Here is a 17,062-nt window from a genome sequence, read left to right on the forward strand (position 1 = left end):
CACTTTTTAATTCTTAGGAGGGATATTGTGAGATTATATTTTGGCTCAAATCCGTCAAGAAGAAAAGTACAGTCTTATACATTGTTGTTAGCTTATCCCTTTGCCTTCTTAATATACTCCGTAGGCAAGCATCCGAAATACTTTTTAAAACTTGTAGCAAAGTAAGACGGTGTGTTGAATCCTACCATCGTACTGACTTCAGCTACTGTATAACGTCCGTCCTTTAGTAATTTTGCCGCTTCGTTGAAACGAATCTTACGTATAAAGTCGATAGTCGATTCACCTGTGATAGCTTTCAATTTGAGATGCAGATTAGAACGGCTCATATTCATTTCTCTGGCGAACTCGTCGGTAGAGAATTCAATATTATCCATATTCTTTTCTACGATGGCTACGGCACGTTTCAATAAAGCTTCATCCATGGCGTTGAACGTAATCTTTTCCGGTTCCACTTCCAGAGATTTAGAATACCGTTCAAGCATACGCCTGCGGGTACGCATCATGTTCTGTATTTTCGTAGTCAGGATAGCTAGCGAGAACGGTTTCGGGATATAATCATCCGCGCCCATTTGCAGACCTTCCATCTGATCTTTGGTTTCGCTTTTGGCAGACAGGATAATCACAGGAATATGACAGGTACGGATATTCTGCTTCACATTCTTGCATAGTTTGATACCATCCATCACAGGCATCATGACATCAGTCACAATAATGTCCACTTCATTCTCTTTCAGTTTTTCCAGGGCTTCTTCACCATTTCCGGCTTCCAGTGTATTGAAAAGTTCGGCAAGTCCGCTACTTAGATAATGGCGGATTTCATTATTGTCTTCTACGATAAGAATCGTACCACGTTTCTTGTCACCAGTTTCGATCGCTTCGTTTTCTACTTTTTCCGTATCAATGAAATACATCTCTTTCGAGTTGGTAGAATAAACTTGGTCCTCCTCATTTTTAGCGTCATTAGAAGCTAATTCGGAGGGCTTGTAGATATTTATATCCTGTGGCAGATAAACAGAGAAAGTGCTACCTTTGCCTTCTTCACTGTCTAACTCAATACGTCCGTGATGCAGTTCCACCAAACGCTGTACCAATGACAGCCCGATGCCGCTTCCTACATGCTCACTCTCTATCTGATAGAAGCGTTCGAATATTTTCCCCTGCTTGTTGATAGGGATACCAATGCCAGTATCACTAACTTGCAGTACCAGCCAATTGTTTTCCTCTTTCAACGTAACAGTAATGCTTTGCCCGCTTTCTGTATATTTGAAAGCATTTGAAAGCAGGTTGTTAACGATCAGTTCCAGATAATTCGGATCGAAAAGTTCCTCTTTCTCTTCCAGTTCGGAGTGGAGAGTATAAGTAATCTTCTTGTGGCGTGCCAGTTTATCGTAGAACAAGAAATTATCCTGTATCAGTTGATGCGCATTCTCTTGCTTTACTTTCAGCTCAAAAACTCCCAATTCGGCACGGCGATAATCCATCAATTGGTTGACAAGATGCAACAGACGATTGGCGTTGCGTTGGATATATTCCAGTTGGTTACGAGTCCAGCGGTCGCTAATCTTATTGATTATTTCTTGTAAAGGAGCTAAGATGAGAGTTAACGGCGTGCGAAGCTCGTGCGAAATATTGATGAAGAAACGCATCTTCATTTGGTTGATTTCTTCTTGATGCTCCTTGTCTCTGCGTTCAAGTTCCAGTTCCGCTGCCATGCTCTTACGCATCCAGAAGAAGCGGAAGACGAAAGTGATAAAACCGATAAAAGTGGCGAGGAAAAGCATGATTGCCCACCAGGTCTTGTACCAGACAGGGAGAACTATGATTTCCAACATCGTGGGTACAGCGTTCCATTTCCCGTCACTATTGGCGGCTTTTACCAAAAAGTGATAAGTGCCTTGTGGCAGGTTGGAGTAGGAGACAGTACGTTTATCTGTCAGATAATACCACTCTTTGTCATATCCTTCCAGTTTATAAGCGAAAGTATTATGTTGTCCCGAAATATAATTGGATACTACAAATTCAATCGTGAAAGCAGTTTGCCATGATTTCAGGGTGATACTTTCTGTCTCATTGATATTCTTAGTCAGGATACCGGTTTCATCATCCGGGCGAACTGTCTTGTTAAACAGTTGAAGTTTGGTGATAACTACCGGAGGCGTATAAGGGTTATCCAACAACAGTTCCGGGCGGAAAGTAGTGATCCCGTTGATACCTCCGAAATACATCTGACCGCTTGAAGTACGGCAGAATGAAGAAGTATTAAACTGATTACTCTGTAACCCATCGGATTCCGTAAAATTACGGAACTTCTCTGTCTCCGGATTGAAACAGGAAATACCACGGTTGGTACTTACCCAAAGACGTCCGAAAGTATCTTCCAGAATACCATATACCACATTGTTTGGCAAACCGTTAGCCGTAGTATATCGTTTGATTTTCTTTTCTTTCTCATTAAAACAGTAGAAGCCCTCACGCGTACCTACCCAAATGATACCGTTGGCGGCTTCGTAAATGCAATTGGTAAACGTCTTTGTTACCGATGATTCCGGAAGAATAGGCTCCTTTTCTATCTCGATTCCTTCCTGCTGAAAGACAGATATACCTTCCTCGCCCCCAATCCAAAGCCGTTTATGGGAATCTCTGAACAGGATGGTGATTCGTTGTGAAGTAAATGGGGCACCGTCCTTTTCCTTATCAATGGTGGTAAAACTCTTTTTTTCCGGGTTAAAACTAACCAAAGCACTTAATGTCCCCAATAAGAGGTTTCCCCCTTTGTCAGGAAGAATAGCATATACATTCTCATTCACCAACTGGCTGTTCAGCTGATTGAAACTTTCCATTTTTCCGCTGTTTCGATGGAGGACAGTCAGTCCGCCCGCATGCGTACCTATATATACAAGTGATTTTTGTTCATCTACATATACGGCTTTGATATTGTTGGAACCCATACCGATTTCTCGTTCGTTTTCCTGTAAGATATAGTGCGTAAACTGTTGTGTCTTTGTATTATACAGATTCAAACCACCATCATTCGTTCCTATCCATAAATTCTTATCCTTATCTTCCGTAATGCAGCTGACCACATTATCACTTAGAGAATTCTTATAGGGAATACGCTGGATATTCTTAAATCTGTTGCGGATAGGATGATAATAGTTCAATCCCCCGAAATAGGTTCCAAGCCACATGCCTCCTTGCGAATCCATAAAGATACTGCGAACCGAACGTTGTGACAGACTGCCGTTTTCTACCGGACTGCTACTGTAGGAAACGAAAGAATCGCTTCCTTCATGATAAATGTTTAGATCATTGAACGTTCCTATCCATAAGCGATTTTGCGAATCCAGTGCCAGCGAACGGATATAATTTGAGCTGATACTTTTAGGATTGGAAGAAGAATGATGATAAGCCTTGACCTCTTTCGTTTTCGGGTTGAGTAGAAGCAGACCGGTTCCTTCGGTAGCTATCCATATACGGGTAGGAGATTGCTGCAAAATGGCCTGAATCTGTTTTGTTTCTGTTATCGGAGTAATCTTTTCCAGTTTCTTTTGAGGAATGGAATAACTGTAAAGCCCGTCAACTGGGGTGCCGATATAGATAATATCGCCCTGTCTGTAAAGAGCAGAAGCCACTATCTTGTGCATAGCCGTACTAAAAAAATCATCAACGAATCGTGATTCTTTAATGTCGAACATGGTCAGACCTTCTTGTGTACTTATAAGCAGTTGTTCCGGTGAAATCTCAGCAATACCATTGATTTGCAGCTTCTTCCCCTTCTTCTCGTAGAAGAAATTTCTGAACTTATCCTTCTTTTCATCATAATATGACAAACCATCCCGCGTACCAATCCAGACACGTCCCTGACTGTCAGTCTTTACAATTCGCGAAATGTCATTAGCAATGCTGTTCGGATCTTCTTCATTATGTTGATAAACTGTAAATGAATACCCGTCATACTTGTTTACCCCATCATAGGTAGCGAACCACATATTGCCTCGTTGGTCCTGATCGATAGAGAATACGGTACTTTGTGACAATCCTTCGTTAATAGAAATATAAGAGAAGTTAATTTGCTCCGGAACTTCAGAAAAAACGCAATTAACCCCTATACATAGAAAGAGTAGACAAATTGTTGTTTTTTTAAGGCTGTTCATTATTAGTTCATAAGATTAATAATAGCATCAAAGATAGCAAAATCTTTTATATGGAGGTATTCAATAGAGAGAAAGTAAATATAGGGAATGAAAAAATACCACCAATTATACAGATTAGCATGGATTTTTGTATCGACAATCTTCTAATTACAATTAAATCTGTACTAATTTGTGTAATCGGTGGTGAAACTTGGAAACTGGTAGGCTATTTATTTAGCTAAATCTCCTATCTCGTCTAAATTCTTCTGAATATCTTCGTCATTCAATGTATAATTCACCAAATCACCTGCCAAATACTTATCATAAGAAGCCATATCGATCAGACCATGACCTGAAAGATTGAATAGAATCACTTTCTCTTCTCCTGTCTCCTTACATTTGTTAGCTTCGCGGATAGCCGCTGCAATAGCGTGGCTGGATTCGGGAGCCGGAATAATACCTTCAGACTGCGCAAACAGACAACCGGCTTCGAAAGTTTCCAATTGCTGTATATCTACCGCTTCCATCAGATTGTCTTTGAGCAACTGTGAAACGATGACGCCTGCACCATGATAACGAAGCCCACCAGCGTGGATATGAGCAGGAGCAAAATTATGTCCCAAAGTAAACATCGGCAGCAACGGGGTATATCCGGCTTCATCACCGAAGTCATACTGGAACTTACCACGTGTCAGTTTCGGACAAGAAGCTGGTTCGGCAGCAATGAAACGAGTCTTTTTCCCTTCCTGTATGGTGTGGCGCATGAACGGGAAAGAGATACCTCCGAAGTTGGAACCACCTCCGAAACAACCGATTACGATATCCGGATATTCGCCTGCCATTTCCATTTGTTTTTCAGCTTCCAGTCCGATAATAGTCTGGTGGAGAGTCACGTGACTAAGTACGGAACCGAGCGTATATTTACAGTTAGGAGTCATTTGTGCCAGTTCGATAGCTTCCGAAATAGCAGTTCCCAATGAACCCTGGTAATTAGGATGTTTCGTCAGAATATCCTTACCGGCACGGGTAGACATAGATGGAGAAGGAGTGACCTGTGCTCCGAAAGTTTGCATGATGCTGCGGCGGTATGGTTTTTGTTCATAACTGATCTTTACCTGATAAACAGCAGCTTCCAGACCGAAAACCTTGGCTGCATAAGAAAGAGCGGCTCCCCATTGTCCGGCACCGGTTTCAGTAGTGATGTTGGTCACTCCTTCCTTTTTGCAATAATAAGCTTGTGCCAATGCAGAGTTCAACTTATGCGAACCGATAGGGCTTACGCTTTCGTTCTTAAAATAGATATGAGCCGGAGTGCCGAGTGCTTTTTCCAAACCGTAAGCACGAACCAGCGGAGTGCTGCGGTAGTACTTGTACATTTCACGCACTTCTTCCGGTATTTCGATCCATGCATCTGTCTGATTCAGCTCCTGATGACACAGTTCTTTTGCGAAAATCGGATATAAATCTTCTGCTTTCAGCGGTTGTTTGGTTCCCGGGTGCAACGGAGGCATAGGCTTGTTCACCATATCGGCCTGAATGTTGTACCAGTAATGTGGAATTTCTTCTTCCGGTAGAATATACCGTTTTCTTTTTTCACTCATAATATTGTGGTTTTTTAGTTTTCTGTTGCCAAAAGTAGTCAAATTTTTAATATTCGGAAAATTTTGTCAACAAAGAATCGCATTTGATTGTTATTTTAATTAAGTTTGTACGACCTTGTTAAAAAAGATGATATGAAGATTTATCATAAGTTTTTATTGTATCAGAATAAACTTCTAAAACCCTATGTACGTATCTTGTTAGGGCTGGTAGAAGCGCTTACCTATCTGGCGTCTTTATCATTGATTGTCGGAGTAGTATATGAACATGGCTTTCCTTTGTCTATTGATGAAATGGCGAATTTGCAGACATTGTATAAAACTGTCTGGATTATCTTTCTGATTGATGTAACTTTACATATCTCGCTGGAATACCGGAATACTAAAAAGAAATACCGGCGATTGGCCTGGATATTGAGCGGGTTGTTATATCTCACGTTAGTGCCTGTTATATTTCATCGTCCGGAAGAGGAAGGAGCTATTTTGCATATTTGGGAATTCTTGCATGGGAAGTTTTATCATCTTCTGTTATTGTTAGTCCTTTCTTTTCTCAATCTGTCTAATGGGCTGGTACGTCTGTTAGGACGGCGTACCAATCCGTCTTTGATATTGGCAGTCAGTTTTATGGCTATTATTCTGATTGGGGCGGGGTTGTTGATGCTTCCGCGCTGTACGGTAAATGGTATCACTTGGGTAGACTCTTTGTTTACGGCTACCAGTGCCGTATGCGTTACAGGTCTGGTACCGGTAGACGTGTCCACTACATTCACCACTTCGGGATTAGTTGTCATTATCCTGCTGATTCAGATTGGAGGATTGGGAGTGATGACATTAACTAGTTTCTTCGCCATGTTCTTTATGGGGAATACCTCCATTTACAACCAGCTTGTGGTGCGTGATATGGTTAGTTCCAATTCATTAAGCTCTTTGCTGTCTACTTTATTATATATATTAGGTTTCACCTTGGTGATTGAAGGGATCGGCATGGTCTCGATTTGGTTTAGTATTCACGGAACGTTGGGAATGACTCTGGAAGGAGAGTTGGGTTTTGCTGCTTTCCATTCTATTTCAGCTTTTTGCAATGCGGGCTTTTCTACGCTTTCCGGCAATTTAGGAAATCCGATGGTGATGACTAACCACAATTGGCTGTTTATTACCGTTTCTCTATTGATCATTTTGGGTGGTATCGGTTTCCCCATCCTTGTCAATTTCAAGGATATTGTATTGTATCACCTCCGTCGTTTCTGGAAATTGATTCGTACCCGTAAACTGGATCGGCATAAAATGCAGCACCTTTATAACTTGAATACGAAAATCGTGTTAATCATGACTTTCCTGCTTTTATTGATCGGTACATTGGCTATTGCTGCTTTTGAGTGGAATGGTTCTTTTGTCGGTATGCCTGTGGCAGACAAGTGGACGCACGCTTTCTTCAATGCCGTTTGTCCGCGAACGGCAGGATTCAACAGTGTCGACTTGACATCATTGAGTGTGCAGACATTGTTGGTTTATCTATTCCTGATGTGGGTGGGCGGTGGTTCGCAATCCACGGCAGGTGGTGTGAAAGTGAATGCTTTTGCGGTCGTAGTTCTGAATCTTGTAGCCGTATTGCGTGGCACTGAACGAGTGGAAGTGTTCGGCAGAGAATTGTCTTACGATTCAATCCGGCGTTCCAATGCAACAGTAGTCATGTCATTGGGAGTCTTATTCATTTTCGTTTTTACATTGAGCATACTCGAACCGGGTGTTTCCATTATGGCATTGACTTTCGAATGTGTCTCTGCGCTTAGTACCGTGGGGGCCAGTCTGAACCTGACTCCTCATTTGTGCGACGCGAGCAAATTATTGGTGTCTTTGTTGATGTTTATTGGTCGTGTGGGGCTGATAACATTGATGCTGGGAATAGTTAAACAGAAAAAGAATACAAAATACCGTTATCCGAGTGATAACATCATAATAAACTAAAGCTATGAAGTATATTATTATTGGTTTAGGAAATTACGGCCATGTGTTGGCGGAAGAACTGTCCGCCTTGGGACACGAAATTATAGGTGCGGATATAAGCGAAAGTCGTGTAGATTCCATCAAAGATAAGGTTGCTACAGCTTTTGTCATTGATGCCACTGACGAACAATCATTATCAGTGTTGCCATTGAATAGTGTGGATATAGTTATTGTAGCGATTGGAGAGAATTTTGGTGCGTCGATACGAGTCGTTGCCCTGTTGAAGCAGAAAAAGGTTCCCCGTATTTTTGCCCGTGCTATTGATGCCGTACATAAAGCGGTGCTTGAAGCTTTTGATCTGGAAAGAATTCTGACTCCGGAAGAAGATGCTGCCCGCAGCTTGGTACAACTGCTTGACTTCGGTACTAACATGGAAGGATTCCGTATCGATCAGGATTATTATGTCGTGAAATTCACGGTTCCGAAGAAATTTGTAGGATATTTTGTGAGCGAGCTAAACCTGGATGAAGAGTTTCATTTAAAAATGATAGGATTGAAACGGGCAAATAAGGTTACCAACTGCTTGGGTATTTCTCTGACCGAGCTTCATGTGAAGAATGAATTACCGGGAAATGAGAAAGTGGAAGAAGGAGACGAATTGGTCTGCTACGGCAGGTATCGTGATTTTCAGGCTTTCTGGAAGGCTATTTAGCTAGAGTATTTATAACGTCGCTTTTATTGAACACAAGTGAGTAAGTTTCGGAGATAGTTGTATGAAGAACCCATCGGACTTCTTTTTAGTAAAGAAATCCGATAGGTTTGTTATATGCCGAAGTGTATACCTTATTTCGTCTGAATACGAATATTTCCGGCTTTCACTCCGTTTGCTTTTGCTGTAAATACAATCTCTCCGGCAGTTTCACCAGCTTGCAGGATAGCTGTCAACATACCGTTGAATGCATGCATCTTCGGAAGATGGAATTGTTCAAGGTTCGTCGGATCTCCATTGGCGGCAGCACGATATTTACCCGTTCCCTTTACCGAGAAATTTATCAGACGATTATCGGCAGGGCAGAGGTTACCGTCTTTGTCTACTACTTTTACAGTCACATAAGCCAGGTCTTTTCCATCTGCAGTCAGTTCGTTACGGTTGCTTACCAGTTCGATGTGATGAGGCTTTCCGGCAGTACGGACTACTTTTTCAGCCACCGCTTTTCCGTTTTTGTCGTAGGCTACTACTTTCACTTCACCCGGTTCGTACTTTGTGTCCATCCACATCAGACGATAGCGGTTCTTTAGCGAACTATTATTCTTGCTTTGTTTTCCATAACTTTTGCCATTGATAAACAATTCGGCAGTAGGATAATTAGTGTACACAAAAACGGGAGTCACTTCACCTTCACGTCCCGGCCAGGTCCAGTGAGGCAGGATATGCAAAGTTTCCGCTTCCTTGTTCCATACACTACGGTAAAGATAATAGCGGTCTTTAGGTAAACTGGCAAGGTCGATGATACCAAACATTGAACTGTGGTTAGGCCATGAATCCGTATCGTATGGTGACGGTTCACCCAGATAATCGAATCCGGTCCATACGAATTGTCCGATGGTCCAATGATGATCGTCAGCTAATGCAAAGTCCTCGTCCGGAATATTCGACCAAGGACAAACTTCCACATCGTATGAAGAGCATTGATGATCTTCATATTTTGCCCCTTTCTTATCCTCCACCGGGAACTTGTACACGCCGCGTGAGCTGACGGTAGAAGCCGTTTCGCTTCCCAGAATCAGATTCTGAGGGAGTTGGTCGTATGACTCCTGATAGCGTTGCGTACGGTAATTAAGTCCCGGAATGTCAATCATTGCTGCAAATCCGTTGGCAAGTACACAAGTCACCTGGTCCATTCCGCAAGTGGCAGGACGGGTAGGATCTTCACGATGGCAGATATCCTGTAGGAATTTGGCCACTTTATAACCGACAGGACTGCATTGAGTCGGTACTTCGTTGCCGATACTCCACATAACGATGCAAGGGTTATTCCGGTAATTATGGAGCATATTTATCATATCACGTTCCGCCCATTCATCGAAGTAGCGGTGATAACCATTTTTACATTTGGCGATGTCCCATTCGTCGAACGGTTCGATCATCATCATAAATCCCATTTCGTCACACAACGCAACGAGTTCGGGAGTCGGCATATTATGAGAAGTACGGATTGCGTCGCATCCCATATCTTTCAATAGCGTAAGCTGATGACGCAGTGCTGCTACATTGATAGCGGCGCCCAACGGACCTAAATCGTGGTGATTACATACCCCCTGGAATTTGCGGTGCTCCCCGTTCAGGTAGAACCCTTTGTCGGCAATATATTCAATGCTGCGGATACCGAAACGTGTGGTGTAAGTATCTACCAGTTTATCATCCGCATAAATTTTAGAGACAGCCTTGTAAAGCGACGGACTTTCCGGCGACCAGAGTTCGGGCGCGTTGATAATAAAATTTTGTTCAAAAGGCTGTCCGTGATTAATGCGGCTTGTATTCTCTTTGTGGGTAACAACTTTACCTTCCGGAGAAAGAATTTCCGTTTCTACACGGATGGCTGTTTTCTCACCGGCATTGTCTATCTTCGTTTGGAGACGTATGGCTGCAAAATCTTTGCTGACGTGAGGAGTTGTGATTTGCGTTCCCCATACAGGCACATGGATCTTGTCAGTCACAATCAGGTGTACATTGCGATACAAACCTGCTCCCGGATACCAGCGCGAAGATTGCGGACGGTTTTCCAAACGCACGGCAAGCGTATTGTTTTTACCATCTTTATTCAATAAAGAAGTCACATTGCAATGAAAAGAATTGTAGCCGAAAGGCCAGAAACAAGCTTCTTTCCCATTGATGTAGACACGCGCTTCACTCATGGCACCGTCAAAAAGTAGTGTCACTTCTTTATCGGCAGGGGCGTCAAAACTGGTACGATACCATCCGGTACCTACATAAGGAAGACCGCCGGTACGTCCTGTCTTCAAGGAAGCTTTTTTCTCAAAGTTCTGTGTCACTGCCACATTCTGAAGATCATTGTTCATGTCGAATGGACCAAAAATTGCCCAGTCGTGTGGAATAACAACCGATTCCCATTTAGTGTCATTGAACTCCGGCTGACTAGCCTCTTTAAAGTCTCCTTTACTGAATTTCCAGTTCTTTTCCAGCAGTGCCTCACTGCGTTGCGCTTGCATGGTGCAGGCGGTGCCCATCAAAAATACAGCTAATAACTGTTTGAGGTGTTTCATGTTCATTTTCTATTTTCAGGTATCAAATCTTCAAATGTAAGAAAAATATCGGTTACACTTGTAAATATCCCGCTCTTTTTGTTCCTTTGCCATCTATTTATAAACAGAAAACTTACGTATGGGAAAACTAGTTTATTGGCTTTTATTGCCGTTGGCAGTGGCGGTGAGTGCATGTGGCGGTAAAAAAGGAATAGAGAACCAGTCGCTGCTGGCAAGAATAGACAGTATAGATGCTCACGGATTGCAGCGTATGCAGACGTCTAAGAGCGAAACAAACTTTAAGTTTAAAGGAAAAGAGTATCATTCTTTTGTTTCACGTACTCCGGACGAAAGTCTGCCTCATGTGACAAACGAGATGGGAGATACTTATGTCGACAATAAAATAGTGCTGCGCCTGACACGCGGTAACGAAACGGTATTGAACAAGACGTTTACCAAGAATGATTTTTCATCCGTAGTCGATGCGAAATTTCTCTCGAAATCTATATTGGAAGGTCTTGTATACGACAAGACCACTTCTCAGGGCATTGTATATGCCGCAAGTGTTTGTTATCCGCAGACAGATTTGTATATGCCGCTTTCTATAACGATTACCGCCGATGGAAAAATGAGTATACGGAAAGTAGATATGCTTGACGAAAATTTGAACGATGAAGCGCCCAATTAAGCTTCCAGGCGGGTATTGACAGCAAAATTACACAAATGTGAAAACATTTTAGACAAACGAAAGGCAACCTCATCGGCTGCCTTTCGTATTTTTGCACATCAACAAATTTAATACCGAATAGAATGAAGAAAAACGTTTTTATTATTTGCGTGCTGGCATTAGGATGCACGGCGATGGCTGAACAAGTCGAGAAACCCAGTCCGGCTATAGAAACCCAGACTTTGGTGCCACTGACCGAGCGTGTAAATGTACAGGCAGATTCGGCATGTGTCAATCAGATTATAGATGGTTGTTGGGTAGCAGTCGGAACTAAAAAAGCGCATGCCATTCAACGTGATTTCAACCTTATGTTCAACGGAAAACCTTCTTATCGTTTTGAATTGAAAGAAGATGATAACACATTGTCCGGATATGCAGCGGGGGAAACAAAAGGGCGTGCGGAATTTTCTTATTGTTATGCAACTTCCGATGATTTCAAAGGCAAGCCAGCCGATACATATAAGAAAGCACAAATAATGAAAACTGTATATCATCATGGAAAAGGTATTTGTCCGCAAGGTGCTTCCCGCGATTATGAGTTTTCGGTATATATTCCTTCTACGTTAGGCAGTGATGTTTCCACCATTTTTGCTCAATGGCATGGAATGCCGGATCGTACTTTGGTACAGACTCCACAGGGTGAAGTGAAGAAACTGACAGCAGATGAGTTCATGGAACTGGACAAGACTACTATTTTTAAGAAAAACATGGGATACGAAAAGAAACCCAAGCTGGACAAGCAAGGTAATCCGGTGAAAGACCAACAAGGCAATCCTGTTTATCAAGCCGGAAAGGCGAACGGATGGCTGGTGGAACAAGGTGGCTATCCTCCATTGGCATTCGGATTTTCTGGCGGATGGTTCTATATTAAAGCAAACTCCGACCGTAAATGGCTGACAGATAAAGACGACCGTTGCAACGCAAATCCGGGAAAGACACCGGTTATGAAACCAGTGACATCTACATATAAAGCATCGACCATTGCTTACAAAATGCCTTTCGCCGATTTTCCGAAAGATTGTTGGATTACCTTCCGTATTCATATCGATTGGACAGTCTATGGCAAAGAGGCGGAAACAATTGTAAAGCCGGGTATGCTTGATGTACAGATGGACTATCAGGAAAAAGGGAAAAAAGTTAGTAAACATATTGTGGACAATGAGAAAATCATGGTTGGACGTAACGACGATGATGGTTATTACTTTAAGTTCGGTATTTACCGCGTAGGTAATAGCACGAAGCCGGTATGTTACAATCTGGCAAACTATTCAGAGAGGTAATTAGTTAAAAGGTAGAAAGAGAGTGGTATCCGGATGTCCTTTGGTGAGCATCCGGATATTTTTTTATAGGTTAATAATCTAAAAAATAATTAGTGATGCAAATGATGAACAAAAATGGATTTAGCCGATGTGCGGAATCTTACATCGGTCGTTTGCGGAAGGAAGGACGGTATTCTACAGCACATGTTTACAAAAATGCCATCTTTTCTTTCAGCAAATTTTGCGGCACGTCTAATGTGTCGTTCAGGCAGATCACCCGCGAGCGTTTACGATGTTACGGTCAGTATCTTTACGAGTGTGGCTTGAAGCTCAATACGATTTCTACGTACATGCGTATGCTTCGTAGTATTTACAATCGGGGAGTGGAAGCAGGCAGTGCGCCTTATATTCCGCGGCTGTTTCATGATGTGTATACGGGAGTCGATGTCTGTCAGAAGAAAGCGTTGTCCGTTTCAGAGTTGTATAAACTTCTGTATGAAGATCCCCAGTCGGAACGTTTACGTCGTACGCAAGCCATTGCTGCCCTGATGTTTCAATTTTGTGGCATGTCGTTTGCAGATTTAGCTCATCTGGAGAAATCGGCACTCGATCAGAATGTGTTGCGATACAATCGTATCAAAACCAAAACCCCGATGAGTGTGGAAGTGCTGAATACTGCAAAGGAAATAATTAATCAGCTTCGTAGCAAGGAAACTTCTCATCCTGACTGTCCGGATTATCTATTTGATATTCTTCGTGGGGATAAAAAACGGACAGATGAAAGAGGTTACCGGGAATATCAGTCCGCTCTCTGTCGATTTAATAATTCTCTGAAGGACTTGGCAAGAGCATTACATTTGCAATCTCCCGTCACTTCCTATACGCTCCGTCATAAATGGGAATATTATAAAAATATCACTGTATGTATTTGAATTACAATAATATACAAAACAATAGATTTCTTAGGTTAACAAAATAGTAACATAATCATTCAAAATTCAGCCAATCAACACAAAATCGTAAGAAGTAAGTTCCAACCTCAAATCACTCCCTATATTTGATATTTTTTGCCTCCCAAAAGAAAAATCACCGAGTGTGTTTTCCACTCAGTGCATAATCAAGCAATCAGCCGGATGAGTTTATAATAATAGGTTTAATTGAATCTTGTATATATACTACAAGGACTAAACTAAACCTGTCATATTTTACTTTTAAGATTTTCTTTTTTGGAAAGCAAGATTCTCCAACTTTAGAAAAACAGGTTTAATGAAATCTTGTATATATACTACAAGAACCGGACTAAACCTGTATTCCTTTACGCTTTGCCAAGTCGCCCGTAAGAATATGGAAGACCATTCTGCCGATATGACAAAAAAGACGGCAAAGAATGTGGTAAAAACCATATTCCAGTCACCTTCTCCTGTTATCAAAATAGAGTTTCAAGGCGGCGACCCTTCTACGGACTTTGACATGGTTAAGTATATCATTGAAGAAGCCGAGTGGCAGAATCTTTTTAAGAAAAGAGAATTGGATTTTGTCATTTGTACCAACCTTACGTTGCTCAATGAGGATATGGTGAAATATCTGAAGAAGCACAAATGTATGATTTCTACTTCTTTGGATGGTCCAAAGGATTTGCATGACATGAACCGTCCACTGCAAAATAAGGAGTTAGACCATCATGCGATTTTTGAAAGGAATCTCGCTATGATACGACAAATTTGGGGCGATAACGAATGTGTTTCTGGCGCAATGGAGACGCACATTTTTACCATCTTTACGAACGATATTTGCTTTGGTACAAATAAGACGGAATGCTTGTTGTAATTCATGTTGAGGTACTCCATTTCCTCTTTTATCAAGGAATAAATGATTGTCGACAAAATGATTTTCTTTTACTATACTCTTTCTCCAGTCAAGATATAATTTTAGCATTTTCATAACTGGAGCGTTTGCTGTAACCAGTCTACTCTTATGGAATTTCGTTTCATTGATATATAACAAATCATTATTTAGATCTATATCTTCAACTAATAGTCGTGTCGCTTCACCAGAACGCAAACCAAGACAGTAAGTCAATTTCAACATTGTTTGTATGACATACGGATATTCAATATTATATCGTTGTCGGTAACAAAGTGCAGTAGCAAAAATTTTATTCAATTCATCCGTACTATATATATACGGTGTAAAATCATGTCTGATTGTAGGACGAATTTTGGGTAACGGGATAGAATGTATAAACTTTCTGGAAAATGCCCACACGAAGAAGCGTTCAAGCTTGCAGAATTGATAATCCCAATACCGAGTATAATTATTATTTTTACGTCCTTTACAGTTTAAGACGTTCTGGCAGTCTGTTTCTTTAATCTCATCAAGTTCAACAATAGGATTTATATATCTCTCAAAGCGCAGTAAGAAATATCTTACATCTCTAATCTTTTCTCCCAGACTTTCCTTATAGGAAAGATAGAGATGAATGGCTTCTTTTATATTCATAACATGACCTCCCATTCTATTTGTGAGACTTTACGCAGATTAGTAATATCTATTTTTGAATAGATTCTGGTTGTATCTTGTAATCGATGCCCCAGGATGTCCCCGATTTCTTTTAAAGAAACACCATTGTTGATTAGATTGGAAGCACACGCATGGCGCAAAGAATGCCCACCAATGTGTTTTATGTTGATTGGTATTTTAAGTCCTTTGTATGCATCCGAAACAATCTTATAAATGCATGATCTTGTTAAAGACTTATATGGCATGAATGTAGTCATAAAAACCTCCTCAACTTTTCTTTTGTTGTCCCTTCCATTTACGATATAATCAATTAAAAGATTGTAGACATACGGTGATAATGGTAAGCTTTGCACATGCCCATTTTTTACATGATAGAAACATAGCTGTCTTTTATCCCAATCTATGTCTCTCAATTTAAGTCTTGTGACCTCACTCGTTCTTAAGCCATAAATTGAAAGTAGGGCTAATATCGCAGTATTACGTTTGCCTACTTTTGTAGAGATATCATAAAAGGACAACAATTTCTCTACAATATCCCAAGAAGGTGCAGAGGGCAATGTTGATAAACTGTACTCTTTAGGATGGCGTATTCCTTCTACACAAATATCACAGATTCCTTTGAAGTTTAAGAATTTTACGTACTCTCTGATATTTGTTGTAAGGAGAGAAAGAGTTCGTTTGCAACATCCTGCATTGTGTCTATACTGTATATATTCGTCAATCACAGAAATATTTAAATGGGCTAAGTCTGTTTTATCCTGAATAAAGAAAGAGAAATCATTTATCCTTGAATGTCTTCCTTTTAATGTAATATCAGAAAGTCCTTTCATTGATTTAGACCAATTAATATATTCAATAATTAAATCATTATCACGTGGGAGTTGCTCTTGAGAACGTTCAAGTATACCAATAAAACTTAGCCATTTTATTGAAACCGCTTTAAAGGTTTTCATCCATTTAAGACTGTTATACGCAGCTAACCTAATAATTGTCTTGTCTAAGACATGTTGGTGTATTATCTTTTTTTCACTTATTCCTAATTCATCTATAATATGGAGTTGCATTTCTGCATGTTCCCGAAGTCTATTAAATGACATTCCAAGTGACTGCATATAATTTAAATAAGACAGTCTTTCGTGATACATGGGATAGGTGATATACCTAATGCGATAATGGCATATTGTGCTAAAATGATTGAATAATAAATTATGATCACAATACCTTAGGTCGAGACGCCCTATTTCATTTAACCAATTGATGGTTGTACTGATGAAGAATTTGATTTGTTTTTGATTTCTGAAAAGAGAACTTTTTTCTAAGATCTCATCCAGAGTGATAATAGACTTATCTTTATCCTTAAGAGATAAGATATTTACAGTTTCTAGTAAAAGAGATGCAAGAATTTGCAATTCTCTTGTTTGGCATCCTTCCGATTGCTTCCTAACGAGAAAATCTTCTCTTTCCTTTAATAAAGGAACACCTCTATGCTTAAGGAGATTTGATTCACTTTTAAATAATAATTCCAGCATATTGTTTGTGGTTCCATTTGAGGTCCCATAAAAATATGCATAATTTTATGTAGTGAAAAAAATCTTATAGATTGATTTACAATATTTT

At 40.7% G+C, this 17,062-nt stretch carries 10 protein-coding genes and 1 pseudogene; 6 read left to right on the forward strand and 5 right to left on the reverse strand.

What is annotated here, in order from left to right:
- Positions 1 to 92: 92 nt before the first annotated feature.
- Together A4V03_RS04835 and A4V03_RS04840 are read right to left on the reverse strand one after the other, a co-directional pair.
- The gene (locus A4V03_RS04835) at positions 93 to 4,154 is read right to left on the reverse strand and encodes a hybrid sensor histidine kinase/response regulator transcription factor (protein ID WP_065538150.1); all 4,062 of its coding nucleotides are present in this window, start codon (positions 4,152 to 4,154) and stop codon (positions 93 to 95) included.
- Positions 4,155 to 4,363: 209 nt separating this feature from the next.
- On the reverse strand, positions 4,364 to 5,734 hold the full coding sequence (locus tag A4V03_RS04840) for a TrpB-like pyridoxal phosphate-dependent enzyme (RefSeq protein WP_065540290.1): 1,371 nt from the start codon (positions 5,732 to 5,734) through the stop codon (positions 4,364 to 4,366).
- A gap of 132 nt (positions 5,735 to 5,866) precedes the next feature.
- Between A4V03_RS04840 and A4V03_RS04845 the strand changes: the two genes are divergently transcribed.
- A complete protein-coding gene (locus A4V03_RS04845) occupies positions 5,867 to 7,696 on the forward strand; it encodes a TrkH family potassium uptake protein (protein WP_065540291.1) in 1,830 nt (609 codons plus the stop codon).
- 4 nt (positions 7,697 to 7,700) lie between these two features.
- Positions 7,701 to 8,387, forward strand: coding sequence for a potassium channel family protein (locus A4V03_RS04850; RefSeq protein ID WP_065538151.1), 687 nt, complete (start codon positions 7,701 to 7,703; stop codon positions 8,385 to 8,387).
- A 131-nt stretch (positions 8,388 to 8,518) separates the two neighbouring features.
- On the opposite strand, the gene galB is transcribed toward A4V03_RS04850, so the two are convergent.
- Positions 8,519 to 10,966, reverse strand: a complete 2,448-nt coding sequence (gene galB / locus A4V03_RS04855; RefSeq protein WP_089280691.1) for a beta-galactosidase GalB — start codon at positions 10,964 to 10,966, stop codon at positions 8,519 to 8,521.
- A gap of 112 nt (positions 10,967 to 11,078) precedes the next feature.
- On the opposite strand from galB, the gene A4V03_RS04860 reads away from it, so the two are divergent.
- The 4 genes from A4V03_RS04860 to A4V03_RS04875 all read left to right on the forward strand — a co-directional run bounded on the left by A4V03_RS04860 (position 11,079) and on the right by A4V03_RS04875 (position 14,752).
- Positions 11,079 to 11,627 carry a DUF4738 domain-containing protein gene (locus tag A4V03_RS04860; RefSeq protein WP_065538152.1) on the forward strand — a complete coding sequence of 183 codons (549 nt, stop codon included), beginning with the start codon at positions 11,079 to 11,081 and terminating at the stop codon, positions 11,625 to 11,627.
- A gap of 122 nt (positions 11,628 to 11,749) precedes the next feature.
- Positions 11,750 to 12,946 carry a heparin lyase I family protein gene (locus tag A4V03_RS04865; RefSeq protein WP_065538153.1) on the forward strand — a complete coding sequence of 399 codons (1,197 nt, stop codon included), beginning with the start codon at positions 11,750 to 11,752 and terminating at the stop codon, positions 12,944 to 12,946.
- A gap of 95 nt (positions 12,947 to 13,041) precedes the next feature.
- The gene (locus A4V03_RS04870) at positions 13,042 to 13,857 is read left to right on the forward strand and encodes a tyrosine-type recombinase/integrase (protein ID WP_283106146.1); all 816 of its coding nucleotides are present in this window, start codon (positions 13,042 to 13,044) and stop codon (positions 13,855 to 13,857) included.
- 334 nt (positions 13,858 to 14,191) lie between these two features.
- Positions 14,192 to 14,752, forward strand: a complete 561-nt coding sequence (locus tag A4V03_RS04875) for a radical SAM protein (protein WP_236588666.1) — start codon at positions 14,192 to 14,194, stop codon at positions 14,750 to 14,752.
- Here the strand turns inward: A4V03_RS04875 and A4V03_RS21640 are convergent.
- Together A4V03_RS21640 and A4V03_RS04885 are read right to left on the reverse strand one after the other, a co-directional pair.
- Positions 14,720 to 15,439: pseudogene (locus A4V03_RS21640) on the reverse strand (tyrosine-type recombinase/integrase); the annotation flags it as partial. The gene A4V03_RS04875 and the pseudogene A4V03_RS21640 overlap by 33 nt on opposite strands.
- The gene (locus A4V03_RS04885) at positions 15,421 to 16,974 is read right to left on the reverse strand and encodes a tyrosine-type recombinase/integrase (RefSeq protein ID WP_065538155.1); all 1,554 of its coding nucleotides are present in this window, start codon (positions 16,972 to 16,974) and stop codon (positions 15,421 to 15,423) included. The gene A4V03_RS04885 and the pseudogene A4V03_RS21640, both read right to left, overlap by 19 nt.
- Between the last annotated feature and the right edge of the window lie 88 nt (positions 16,975 to 17,062).

Origin of the sequence: Bacteroides caecimuris, assembly GCF_001688725.2 — a bacterium.
GTDB lineage: Bacteria > Bacteroidota > Bacteroidia > Bacteroidales > Bacteroidaceae > Bacteroides > Bacteroides caecimuris.

Coding starts and splice junctions, on each gene's coding strand:
- A4V03_RS04835 (WP_065538150.1), bottom strand. CDS start 4,154: ATGAACAGCCTTAAAAAAACAACAATTTGTCTACTCTTTCTATGTATA.
- A4V03_RS04840 (WP_065540290.1), bottom strand. CDS start 5,734: ATGAGTGAAAAAAGAAAACGGTATATTCTACCGGAAGAAGAAATTCCA.
- A4V03_RS04845 (WP_065540291.1), top strand. CDS start 5,867: ATGAAGATTTATCATAAGTTTTTATTGTATCAGAATAAACTTCTAAAA.
- A4V03_RS04850 (WP_065538151.1), top strand. CDS start 7,701: ATGAAGTATATTATTATTGGTTTAGGAAATTACGGCCATGTGTTGGCG.
- galB (WP_089280691.1), bottom strand. CDS start 10,966: ATGAACATGAAACACCTCAAACAGTTATTAGCTGTATTTTTGATGGGC.
- A4V03_RS04860 (WP_065538152.1), top strand. CDS start 11,079: ATGGGAAAACTAGTTTATTGGCTTTTATTGCCGTTGGCAGTGGCGGTG.
- A4V03_RS04865 (WP_065538153.1), top strand. CDS start 11,750: ATGAAGAAAAACGTTTTTATTATTTGCGTGCTGGCATTAGGATGCACG.
- A4V03_RS04870 (WP_283106146.1), top strand. CDS start 13,042: ATGCAAATGATGAACAAAAATGGATTTAGCCGATGTGCGGAATCTTAC.
- A4V03_RS04875 (WP_236588666.1), top strand. CDS start 14,192: ATGAAATCTTGTATATATACTACAAGAACCGGACTAAACCTGTATTCC.
- A4V03_RS04885 (WP_065538155.1), bottom strand. CDS start 16,974: ATGCTGGAATTATTATTTAAAAGTGAATCAAATCTCCTTAAGCATAGA.